Genomic DNA, 11,947 nt, shown 5'->3' on the forward strand with positions numbered 1-11,947 from the left:
CTCATCATTTAACTTACAGGTGATTGTGTTGTGGTTTTGCTTTTTGTGTAGTTTACAGTGCTATTGTTTGTAATATAACCAGCTTAAAATTTTTATTTTTAACATTTGCCTGATTTTTATACTTTGTACTTCGAGGAATTGAGCTTTTCGTGGTTTTTTAAATGGTCATTCAAGTGTTTTTTATTTAAAAACATAGAGTTATGTTTTCTTGTATTCTCACTCAGAAGCGCCTCTCCACTTAAGCCAAATTTAAAATAACAGGTAAGAAAAATACTAATTTGAAGTATTTTCCTAATTTAAGATTTATCTGTCTGAAGATATTCATATTTCAGTGATGCTCGGAAATATGCATCAATAATTTATTTCAAAATAGATTAATCCCAACTGGATAATTGAAGTAAAATGCCCCACCAGTAACACTCATTGTTCCCAAGGGTATTATTGTGTTGCCGTGGTTTTTGTGGTCGTTATCCTCTGCTTTTCCCTAGGAAACGCCAGTTGCCACGGGTTTTGTGCCCAAGGCGTCTAATTTTGAACCGTACGATTTTCATACTAAAAATGAGACATTCCTTGCAGAAGGAAATAATGGGTCAATTAATTGACAATTTATTATTTATTTAAGTAGCTGGAATTACTGGCGGAAAAATAGCCCGTTTATCATGACGTTAATTTCTATTTCAACCACGAAAATAGCCCCTTATACGAGATATATCTCAAAAACGGCCCATAAATATTGTCAAAGCGCATCCGCTCTGGCTTGACAAGGTTTTCATACCATCCGTAAACTCTTTAATGTGGGGATTTGTGGGGTAAAGTGGCGAATTGGGTCATGAAGGGGTAACTCAGTCATGTTTCGTGGGGCAACGATGGTTAACCTCGACAGCAAAGGGCGGCTTGCCGTACCTACCCGTTATCGGGATTTGCTGAACGAGGAATCGCAAGGCCAGATGGTCTGTACCATAGACCTTCACCAACCATGCCTGTTGCTTTATCCACTCCCTGAATGGGAAATCATTGAACAAAAACTATCCAAGCTGTCGAGCATGAACCCAGCTGAACGTCGAGTTCAGCGTTTGCTGTTAGGGCATGCCAGTGAATGTCAGATGGATGGTGCCGGGCGCTTACTGATTGCAGGGACATTGCGTCAACACGCCGGGCTGAATAAAGAAGTGATGCTGGTTGGGCAGTTCAATAAGTTTGAACTGTGGGATGAACAGACCTGGTATCAACAAGTCAAGGATGACATTGACGCAGAACAGTCCACTCAGGAACCTTTATCTGAGCGGCTACAGGACTTATCGCTATAAGCATGGTAGATAACAAAAACGTGGTTGAGAACAACTACAAACACACAAGCGTATTACTGGATGAGGCGGTTAACGGCCTGAACATCCGTGATAACGGCATCTATATTGACGGAACTTTTGGCCGTGGTGGCCACTCGCGTCTGATTTTGTCCCAACTTGGGCCAGAAGGGCGCCTGATAGCAATTGATCGTGATCCACAAGCTATTGAAGCTGCAAAATCTATTACAGATCCACGTTTCTCTATCGTACACGGCCCCTTTTCTGATTTGGCGCATTATGTGCGGGAGTTGGATTTAGTTGGTCGCATCGATGGTGTGCTGCTGGATCTGGGTGTTTCATCTCCTCAATTGGATGATCCCGAGCGCGGTTTTTCTTTCATGCGCGACGGGCCATTGGATATGCGGATGGACCCAACTCGTGGATTATCTGCTGCCGACTGGCTAATGAAAGCCAGCGCCGATGATATCGCGTGGGTGCTGAAAACCTTTGGTGAAGAGCGTTTTGCCAAGCGTTTAGCTAAGGCCATTGTTGAGCGTAACCTCACGCAGCCGATGACACGCACCAAAGAACTGGCTGATTTGATCGCCAATGCCAGCCCATTCCGTGAAAAGCATAAGCATCCGGCAACGCGAAGCTTCCAGGCTATCCGCATCTATATCAACAGTGAATTAGAAGAGATAGAGCGCGCACTTGATGGTGCACTTGAGGTTCTGGCACCTGAAGGCCGTTTGTCTGTCATCAGCTTCCACTCTCTTGAAGACCGCATTGTGAAAAACTTTATTCGTCATCACAGCCGGGGGCCACAGGTTCCAGCAGGGCTGCCATTGACGGAAGCACAGTTACGCAGCATGGGCGGGCGCAGCTTGAAATCTGTCGGCAAGATGATGCCGCCGGATGCCGAAGTCGCTGAAAACCCACGAGCGCGTAGCTCAGTATTACGTTTTGCCGAGAGGATTAAAGCGTGATAGGCAACGAACGCCACGGTCTGGTTGGGGTCATCGGCGGGGATTTGCTCCGTAACGCGAAGATCCCATTGATTTTACTGACTGCGGTGTTGGTGTCTGCCATTTTTGTTGTGACCACCGCCCACCGGACGCGCTTGCTGACCGCAGAGCGTGAGCAGTTAGTGCTGGAGCGAGATGCGCTGGATATTGAATGGCGCAACTTGATTCTGGAAGAAAACGCCTTGGGTGACCACAGCCGTGTCGAAAGTATCGCAACCGACAAGCTGAAAATGCAACATGTTGATCCGTCACAAGAAAATATTGTGGTTCAACAATAGGTTTTTCTAATAAATAAAGGAATTTGTCGCCACCATGACTCGTAGTAGCCAAGGTAACGCATGAAAGCAGCGCGCCCCGGGAAGTTAAAGCGCCAGGAAGAACAAGCCAGCTTTATCAGCTGGCGTTTTGCGTTGCTGTGCGGCTGTATTTTGCTGGCATTGGTTGGGTTGATGCTGCGTACCGCCTATCTGCAAGTAATTAACCCTGATAGACTGGTGCGTGAGGGCGATATGCGCTCACTGCGGGTACAAGAAGTGCCAACGGCTCGTGGCATGATAAGTGACCGCTCCGGCCGACCTTTGGCTGTCAGTGTTCCGGTTAACGCGGTTTGGGCCGACCCGAAAGAGTTAACCGAACGCGGTGGAATTACGCTAGATACTCGCTGGAAAGCCCTGTCTGATGCTCTGGAAATCCCACTTGATCAATTAGCCACTCGCATTAATGCCAATCCAAAAGGGCGCTTTGTTTATCTGGCACGTCAGGTTAACCCCGCGATTGGCGACTACATCCACAAGCTGAAATTACCCGGTATCTATTTGCGTCAGGAATCCCGCCGTTACTATCCGGCAGGTCAGGTGATGGCGCACATCATCGGTGTGACTAATATTGATAGCCAAGGTATTGAAGGCGTTGAGAAAAGTTTTGATCGCTGGCTCACCGGGCAACCTGGCGAGCGTACGGTACGTAAAGACCGCTATGGCCGCGTCATTGAAGATATCTCTTCGGTAGACAGTCAGGCGGCGCACAATCTGGTGTTGAGCGTCGATGAGCGCTTACAGGCGCTGGTATATCGCGAGCTGAACAATGCCGTGGCCTTCAACAAGGCTGAGTCGGGTACTGCTGTGCTGGTCGATGTTAATACCGGCGAAGTGCTGGCGATGGCGAACAGCCCGTCTTATAACCCGAATAACTTAACCGGTACGCCGAAAGACGCAATGCGTAACCGGGCGATAACCGATATTTTTGAACCCGGCTCGACAGTTAAGCCAATGGTAGTGATGACGGCATTGCAGCATGGCGTAGTGAAAGAAAACAGCGTGCTGAATACCTTGCCGTACTTTGTTAACGGTCACCAAATTAAAGACGTGGCCCGTTACGCAGAGCTATCCGTGACCGGGATCTTGCAGAAGTCGAGTAACGTCGGTGTTTCTAAGCTGGCGTTAGCGATGCCATCCTCAGCCTTGGTAGATACTTACTCAAGGTTTGGGTTTGGGAAAGCGACCAATTTGGGGTTGGTCGGAGAAAGCAGTGGCTTATATCCTAAAAAACAACGGTGGTCTGACATAGAGAGGGCCACCTTCTCTTTCGGCTACGGGCTAATGGTAACGCCGTTACAACTAGCGCGAGTCTATGCAACCATCGGCAGCATGGGGATTTATCGCCCGCTGTCGATAACCAAAGTTGACCCGCCAGTGGCCGGTGAACGCGTCTTCCCTGAACCGCTGGTACGCACCGTGGTTCACATGATGGAAAGCGTGGCATTACCTGGCGGCGGGGGCACCAAAGCTGCCATTAAAGGCTACCGGATTGCCATCAAAACCGGTACCGCCAAAAAAGTCGGGCCAGATGGTAAATACATGGACCGATACCTCGCTTACACCGCCGGCGTAGCGCCCGCGAGTAACCCTAGATTTGCTCTGGTTGTGGTCATCAATGACCCGCAGGCAGGGAAATATTACGGTGGTGCGGTTTCTGCACCGGTGTTCGGTGTCATCATGGGCGGCGTATTGCGCACCATGAACATTGAGCCAGATGCATTACCCACTGGTGATAAAAGCGAATTAGTGATTAATACAAAAGAGGGTTCAGGTGGCAGATCGTAACTTGCGCGACTTACTCGCTCCTTGGGGGCTAGACGTCCCGGAGCGTGCGCTACGGGAAATGACATTAGACAGCCGTGTTGCCGCTGCCGGGGATTTGTTTGTCGCTGTTGTTGGCCACCAGACGGATGGGCGTCGTTATATTCCGCAAGCCATCGCACAAGGTGTAGCGGCGGTGGTTGCTGAAGCTGACGGTGTAGCACCTGATGCCAGCATGGTCGAGATGCATGGTGTTCCTGTTATTTATCTGCGTAATTTGAATCAGCACTTATCTAAGCTGGCGGGGCAGTTTTACCATCAGCCGGGTGCCGCATTACGTTTAGTTGGCGTGACCGGAACTAACGGCAAAACCACCACTACCCAACTGTTGGCGCAGTGGGCTCAGGTGCTGGGCGAAACCAGTGCGGTGATGGGTACTGTGGGTAATGGTTTGTTAGGGCAAGTTATTCCGACAGAAAATACCACTGGCTCAGCCGTGGATATCCAGCATTTATTGCGAAATCTGGTGGACCAAGGTGCCACTTTCGCGGCGATGGAAGTTTCTTCCCACGGTTTGATTCAAAACCGTGTTGCTGCATTGCCGTTTGCTGCCGCAGTGTTCACTAACTTGAGCCGCGACCATCTGGATTACCACGGTAATATGGCGAGTTACGAAGCCGCGAAATGGCTACTGTTCTCTACCCATCAATCCGAACACAAAATTATTAATGCTGATGACGAAGTGGGCCGCCGCTGGTTGAGCCAGTTGCCGCAAGCCGTTGCCGTCAGCATGGAAAACAACGTTCCCGCAGGCTGGAACGGCCCGTGGTTATCTGCCACCCAAGTTGACTATCACGACAACGGTGCCAGCATCTCCTTTGATTCAAGCTGGGGCCAAGGTCAGTTAGAAAGCCGCCTGATGGGGGCATTCAACGTCAGTAATCTGTTAGTGGCACTGTCAACATTGCTTTCACTGGGTTACCCGCTGGCACAGCTGTTAGCTGCTGCACCTCAATTGCTGCCAGTGTGTGGTCGGATGGAAGTGTTTAACGCGCCGGGTAAACCGACGGTGGTGGTGGATTATGCCCACACCCCAGATGCGTTGGAGAAAGCCTTGGCGGCGGCTCGTTTACATTGTAAAGGCCAGCTGTGGTGCGTATTCGGTTGCGGTGGCGATCGAGACAAAGGTAAACGCCCACTTATGGGCGGTATCGCGGAACAACTGGCTGACCGTGTCGTTGTCACCGACGATAACCCGCGCAGCGAAGAACCACAGGCGATTGTGGCTGATATTCTCAGCGGCTTGTTGGATGCCGGGCATGCGCAGGCCATTCATGGCCGTGCCGAAGCCGTAACCAGCGCCATTATGCAAGCCAAAGAAGACGATGTTGTGGTGATCGCGGGTAAAGGACATGAAGATTATCAATTAGTGGGTAACCGCCGTCTGGATTACTCCGACCGTGTCACCGTCGCCCGTTTGTTGGGGGTGATGGCATGATTAAGGTCTCCCTGCATTTCTTGTCCACGCTGTTAAACGCTGAATACATTATGGGCGATAAAGCGCGCGATAATGTCGATATCACCGAAGTGACCATTGATACCCGTCAGGTCACTGCGGGGTGTTTGTTTGTCGCGCTGAAAGGCGAGCGTTTTGATGGTCATGACTTTGCAGAAGATGCTGTTGCCGCCGGGGCCGGAGCTTTGCTGGTAAGTAAACGCTTACTGGTGGGGGCACCACAATTAGTGGTTAAAGACACTCGTCTGGCGCTGGGGCAGTTTGCTGCCTGGGTACGCCAGCAAGTGCCCGCTCGCGTGGTCGCACTAACCGGCTCATCAGGTAAAACCTCAGTAAAAGAAATGGTTGCAGCGATTTTGCGCCAATGTGGCAAGGTGCTGTATACCGCTGGTAACTTCAACAATGATATCGGCGTGCCGCTAACTCTGCTGCGCCTGACGCCAGAGCATGACTTTGCAGTCATTGAGTTGGGTGCCAATCATGTGGGTGAAATTGCCTACACCACAGATTTAAGCCGCCCAGAAAGTGCCTTGGTAAACAATTTGTCTGCCGCACATCTGGAAGGGTTTGGCTCCTTGGCCGGTGTCGCGCAAGCTAAAGGCGAGATTTTTGCCGGGTTACCAGCTAATGGCACCGCAATTATCAATGCTGATAGCCACGATTGGCCGCATTGGCAGGAAACACTGCATAACAAGCGGGTCTGGCGTTTTTCACCCCATGCCGCAGAAGATATCGATTTCTATGCCAGTGACGTGCGTATTACGCCACAAGCGACGTATTTCACTCTGCATTCCCCTTTCGGCACCGTGGATATTGAATTACCTCTGCCGGGGCGACATAACATTGCCAATGCGTTAGCCGCAGCGGCATTAGCCATGTCGGTTGGGGCTGATTTAGCCGCCGTCCGTCAAGGGCTGACTCAGCTACAGGCCGTACCGGGCCGCTTATTCCCCATTCAACTCGCCGCAGGCCAGTTGCTGCTGGATGACAGCTACAACGCCAATGTGGGTTCGATGACTGCCGCCGCCCAAGTGCTGGCTGAAATGCCGGGCTATCGGGTGATGGTGGTCGGCGATATGGCTGAACTGGGCGATACCGCCGTCGATTGCCATCGTCAGGTGGGCGAAGCGGCGAAACAGGCTGGTGTCGATAAAGTGCTGAGTGTTGGCACGTTGAGCCAGGCTCTGAGTGACGCGAGCGGATGTGGCGAACATTTTCAGGATAAGAGTGCAATAGCCGCCCGTGTGAGTGAATTGCTGCTCGAACATCCGGTTATCACGGTTTTAATTAAAGGTTCACGTAGCGCCGCCATGGAAAATGTCGTGCGTGCGTTACAGGAGAAGGCATCATGTTAGTTTGGTTGGCTGAATACTTAGTAAAATTTTACTCAGGCTTTAACGTCTTTTCTTATTTGACGTTCCGCGCCATTGTTAGTCTGTTGACAGCATTAGTGATTTCATTGTGGATGGGGCCGTACCTGATTTCTTACTTACAGAAATTACAGATTGGTCAGGTTGTACGTAATGATGGGCCAGAATCACACTTCAGCAAACGCGGCACGCCAACCATGGGCGGCCTGATGATTTTGTTCTCCATCACTATTTCAGTTCTGATGTGGGCTTATCCCTCTAATCCTTATGTCTGGTGTGTACTGTTCATTCTTGTCGGTTATGGGATTGTCGGTTTTATCGATGACTACCGCAAAGTGGTGCGTAAAGATACCAAAGGTCTGATTGCTCGCTGGAAGTATTTCTGGCAGTCAGTGATTGCACTGGCAGCAGCCTTCGCCATGTACAGCATCGGTAAAGACACCCCGGCAACTGAGCTGGTGGTGCCATTCTTTAAAGACATCATGCCGCAACTGGGTCTGCTCTATATCCTGCTGGCTTACTTCGTGATTGTGGGAACCAGTAACGCGGTCAACTTGACTGACGGGCTGGATGGGCTGGCAATCATGCCGACGGTTTTCGTAGCTGGTGGCTTTGCATTGGTGGCTTGGGCGACCGGTAACGTGAATTTCGCTGCATATCTGCATATTCCTTACCTACGTCACGCCGGTGAGCTGGTGATTGTCTGCACCGCGATTGTCGGGGCCGGTTTAGGTTTCTTGTGGTTTAACACCTACCCAGCTCAAGTATTTATGGGCGATGTCGGCTCGCTGGCATTGGGCGGTGCGCTGGGGACCATCGCGGTATTACTGCGCCAAGAGTTCTTATTAGTGATTATGGGTGGGGTATTCGTCGTTGAAACGCTGTCGGTAATCTTGCAAGTCGGTTCCTTTAAGTTACGTGGGCAGCGAATTTTCCGCATGGCTCCAATTCACCATCATTACGAACTTAAAGGCTGGCCAGAACCACGGGTGATTGTGCGCTTCTGGATTATTTCGCTGATGCTGGTGCTGATTGGCCTGGCGACGCTGAAGGTGCGGTAATTATGGTTGATTATCAGGGTAAAAAAGTCGTCATTATCGGGCTGGGGCTAACCGGCCTTTCCTGCGTTGATTTCTTCATGGCGCGCGGTGTGACGCCGCGAGTTATGGATACCCGTATCAATCCTCCGGGCCTGGATAAGCTCGCCGAAAGTGTTGAGCGCCATGTGGGCGACCTGAACCAGCAATGGCTGTTAGATGCTGATTTGATTGTTGCCAGCCCCGGTATTGCACTGGCGCATCCGGCGTTGAGTGATGCGGCGGATGCTGGCGTCGAGATTGTTGGTGATATCGAGCTGTTCTGTCGTGAGAATCAAGCACCGGTAGTCGCCATTACCGGTTCTAACGGTAAAAGTACCGTGACCACCTTGGTCGGCGAGATGGCAAAAGCCGCTGGCTGGCAGGTGGGGGTTGGCGGCAACATTGGGGTCCCGGCTCTCACGCTGTTGAAACAAGAAAACCAACTGGTGGTGCTGGAGCTGTCCAGCTTCCAGTTAGAAACCACCTCAAGTTTACGTGCTAACGCTGCCACCATATTGAATGTCACGGAAGATCATACTGACCGTTATCCGTTCGGTTTGCAGCAATATCGCGCAGCCAAACTGCGAGTTTATGAAAACGCTAAAGTTTGTGTTGTGAATGCCGATGACGCGCTCACCATGCCGGTGCGTGGTGCTGATAGCCGCTGTATCAGTTTTGGTGTGGATGTCGGTGATTATCATCTGAATAAACAGCAGGGTGAAATCTGGTTGCGAGTGCGCGGTGAGAAAGTGCTGAATACCCGGGAGATGAAATTGGCCGGGCGTCATAACTACACCAATGCGTTGGCAGCCCTGGCGCTGGCTGATGCCGTTGGTATTCCGCGCTCATCAAGCTTGAAAGCATTGACCACCTTTACTGGCCTGCCACACCGCTTCCAATTGGTGTTTGAGCACAATGGCGTGCGTTGGATTAATGATTCCAAAGCCACCAATGTGGGCAGCACTGAAGCAGCACTGGATGGGTTACAGGTTGATGGCACCCGGCATCTGTTGCTGGGTGGCGACGGCAAATCCGCTGATTTCTCTGGATTGACCCGTTTCTTGCAAGGCGACCATATCAAGATTTACTGCTTTGGTCGTGACGGTGAGCAACTGGCTGAGTTACGTCCTGAAGTCTCGCAACTGACCGAGACAATGGAACAAGCCATGCAGCTGCTGGCCAAAGATTTGGCACCGGGAGACATGGTTTTACTCTCGCCAGCTTGCGCCAGTTTGGACCAGTTCCGCAGTTTCGAGCAACGCGGTGATGAGTTTGCTCGTTTGGCTGAGGAGTTGGGCTGATGCGCATGCCGGGGCTGGGGCTGTTTAATACCCTAAAGCATTTTGTGATGGGATCGCGGGAGAGCGACACCACCAGCATGGTGCTTTACGACAGAACCTTGCTGTGGCTGACGTTCGGTTTGGCGATTATTGGTTTCGTGATGGTGACCTCGGCGTCAATGCCGATTGGCCAGCGTCTGGCCAGTGACCCGTTCCTGTTTGCCAAGCGTGATGCACTTTATCTGACGCTGGCATTCGGTTTGTCACTGGTCACGCTGCGCATCCCGATGGCAGTCTGGCAGCGCTACAGTAATATTATGCTATTGATTTCAATAGTGATGCTGTTGGTTGTATTAGTGGTGGGTAGCTCGGTAAACGGGGCATCTCGCTGGATTGCACTGGGGCCACTGCGTATTCAGCCCGCAGAGTTATCCAAGCTGTCACTGTTTTGTTATCTGGCCAGCTATCTGGTGCGCAAAGTTGAAGAGGTGCGTAGTAACTTCTGGGGCTTCTGCAAACCGATGGGCGTGATGGTTATTCTGGCAGTATTACTGCTGGCACAGCCTGACTTAGGCACCGTGGTGGTGCTGTTTATCACTACGTTGGCGATGTTGTTCCTGGCAGGGGCAAAAATGTGGCAGTTTCTGGCTATCATCGGCTCTGGTGTCTTTGCCGTCTGCTTGCTGATTGTCGCTGAACCTTATCGTATGCGCCGAGTGACATCGTTCTGGAATCCATGGGCTGATCCGTTTGGCAGTGGTTACCAGCTCACCCAATCACTAATGGCATTTGGCCGCGGTGAATTCTGGGGGCAGGGGCTAGGGAATTCGGTGCAGAAATTAGAGTATTTGCCGGAAGCACATACCGACTTTATTTTCTCGATTTTAGGCGAGGAGCTCGGGTATTTCGGTGTGGTTCTTGCATTGTTAATGGTATTCTTCGTCGCTTTTCGTGCGATGTCCATTGGGCGTCGTGCATTAGAGATAGATCAGCGATTTTCTGGCTTTTTGGCCTGTTCGATTGGCGTCTGGTTTAGTTTTCAGGCGCTGGTTAACGTTGGGGCTGCTGCCGGGATGTTGCCAACCAAAGGTTTGACATTGCCACTGATAAGTTACGGTGGTTCGAGCCTGATTATTATGTCAACCGCAATAGTGCTGTTGTTACGTATTGATTTTGAAACACGTCTGGCAAAAGCCCAGGCGTTTGTAAGGAGTGCCCGATGAGTGGCAAGACCAAGCGTTTAATGGTGATGGCGGGTGGCACTGGGGGGCATGTCTTCCCCGGATTGGCCGTTGCACATCATCTGATGGCGCAAGGCTGGCAGGTGCGTTGGTTAGGCACCGCAGACAGAATGGAAGCGTCATTGGTACCCAAAAACGGCATTGAAATTGATTTCATTCAGATTTCTGGTTTGCGTGGTAAGGGGCTGATGGCCCAGTTGAGTGCCCCGGTGCGAATTTATCGTGCCGTGCGTCAGGCGAAGAAAATCATGCGTGATTACCAGCCGGATGTGGTGTTGGGGATGGGCGGTTATGTTTCCGGCCCCGGTGGTTTGGCGGCATGGCTGTGCGGTATTCCGGTGGTTCTGCATGAGCAAAACGGTATTGCAGGGTTGACTAACCGCTGGCTCGCCAAAATCGCGAAGAAAGTTTTACAGGCATTTCCTGGCGCATTTCCTCATGCCGAGGTGGTCGGGAACCCAGTTCGTACCGACGTATTAGCACTGCCATTACCGGCTGAGCGCCTCAGTGGTCGCGAAGGGCCGATCCGGGTGCTCGTTATCGGTGGTAGCCAAGGGGCGCGGGTATTGAACCAAACTCTGCCGCAAGTTGCGGCAACATTGGGTGAGCAGATTACCGTCTGGCATCAGGTGGGAAAAGGCGCTTTACCTGAGGTATTAGAAGCCTATCAGCAAGTGGGGCAGGGTGGTAAACATCAGGTTGTCGAATTTATCGATGACATGGCTGCAGCTTATGCCTGGGCCGATGTAGTGGTCTGCCGCTCCGGTGCGTTGACGGTCAGTGAAGTGGCTGCCGCCGGGTTACCGGCAATTTTTGTGCCTTTCCAGCATAAAGACCGGCAGCAATATTGGAATGCATTGCCGCTAGAAAAGGCGGGAGCAGCCAAAATTATTGAGCAGCCACAATTTACCGCGCAAGCAGTGAGTCACTTGCTCGCGCAGTGGGATCGCCCCACTTTATTGACGATGGCTGAGCAGGCAAGGCAGGTAGCCATTCCTGACGCAACTGAGCGTGTGGCCGCCGAAGTGGTCGCTGCCTGTAAGTAAAATAGATAATGAATGGCTGGCAGTTA

The 11,947-nt window shown here is 51.3% G+C and carries 10 protein-coding genes; all 10 read left to right on the forward strand.

The window, feature by feature from the left end; genetic code table 11:
• The first annotated feature begins 848 nt into the window (after positions 1–848).
• From mraZ to murG, 10 genes are read left to right on the forward strand one after another with little or no spacing between them, the layout of a single operon-like run.
• Entirely contained in the window at positions 849–1,307 is a 459-nt protein-coding gene (gene mraZ / locus N0H69_RS03575; protein WP_004706174.1) for a division/cell wall cluster transcriptional repressor MraZ, read from the forward strand.
• A 2-nt stretch (positions 1,308–1,309) separates the two neighbouring features.
• Positions 1,310–2,272, forward strand: a complete 963-nt coding sequence (gene rsmH, locus N0H69_RS03580; RefSeq protein ID WP_050106559.1) for a 16S rRNA (cytosine(1402)-N(4))-methyltransferase RsmH — start codon at positions 1,310–1,312, stop codon at positions 2,270–2,272.
• Entirely contained in the window at positions 2,269–2,589 is a 321-nt protein-coding gene (gene ftsL / locus N0H69_RS03585) for a cell division protein FtsL (protein ID WP_032909949.1), read from the forward strand. Before rsmH ends, ftsL begins: the two co-directional genes overlap by 4 nt.
• Positions 2,590–2,649: 60 nt before the next feature.
• Complete coding sequence (gene ftsI / locus N0H69_RS03590) at positions 2,650–4,413, forward strand: peptidoglycan DD-transpeptidase PBP3 (protein ID WP_050150339.1); 1,764 nt, start codon at positions 2,650–2,652, stop codon at positions 4,411–4,413.
• Positions 4,400–5,887, forward strand: coding sequence for a UDP-N-acetylmuramoyl-L-alanyl-D-glutamate--2,6-diaminopimelate ligase (gene murE, locus N0H69_RS03595; protein ID WP_050150338.1), 1,488 nt, complete (start codon positions 4,400–4,402; stop codon positions 5,885–5,887). Before ftsI ends, murE begins: the two co-directional genes overlap by 14 nt.
• Complete coding sequence (gene murF / locus N0H69_RS03600; protein ID WP_050150336.1) at positions 5,884–7,260, forward strand: UDP-N-acetylmuramoyl-tripeptide--D-alanyl-D-alanine ligase; 1,377 nt, start codon at positions 5,884–5,886, stop codon at positions 7,258–7,260. The genes murE and murF overlap by 4 nt, the downstream gene beginning before the upstream one ends.
• A complete protein-coding gene (mraY, locus tag N0H69_RS03605; RefSeq protein ID WP_050133235.1) occupies positions 7,254–8,336 on the forward strand; it encodes a phospho-N-acetylmuramoyl-pentapeptide-transferase in 1,083 nt (360 codons plus the stop codon). Before murF ends, mraY begins: the two co-directional genes overlap by 7 nt.
• Positions 8,337–8,338: 2 nt before the next feature.
• On the forward strand, positions 8,339–9,655 hold the full coding sequence (murD, locus tag N0H69_RS03610; RefSeq protein WP_050150334.1) for a UDP-N-acetylmuramoyl-L-alanine--D-glutamate ligase: 1,317 nt from the start codon (positions 8,339–8,341) through the stop codon (positions 9,653–9,655).
• On the forward strand, positions 9,655–10,857 hold the full coding sequence (ftsW, locus tag N0H69_RS03615; protein WP_050106553.1) for a cell division protein FtsW: 1,203 nt from the start codon (positions 9,655–9,657) through the stop codon (positions 10,855–10,857). Before murD ends, ftsW begins: the two co-directional genes overlap by 1 nt.
• Entirely contained in the window at positions 10,854–11,921 is a 1,068-nt protein-coding gene (murG, locus tag N0H69_RS03620; protein ID WP_050106552.1) for an undecaprenyldiphospho-muramoylpentapeptide beta-N-acetylglucosaminyltransferase, read from the forward strand. Before ftsW ends, murG begins: the two co-directional genes overlap by 4 nt.
• Positions 11,922–11,947: the final 26 nt, after the last annotated feature.

It is taken from the genome of Yersinia alsatica, from assembly GCF_025133195.1.
GTDB classification, from domain to species: Bacteria; Pseudomonadota; Gammaproteobacteria; order Enterobacterales; family Enterobacteriaceae; genus Yersinia; species Yersinia alsatica.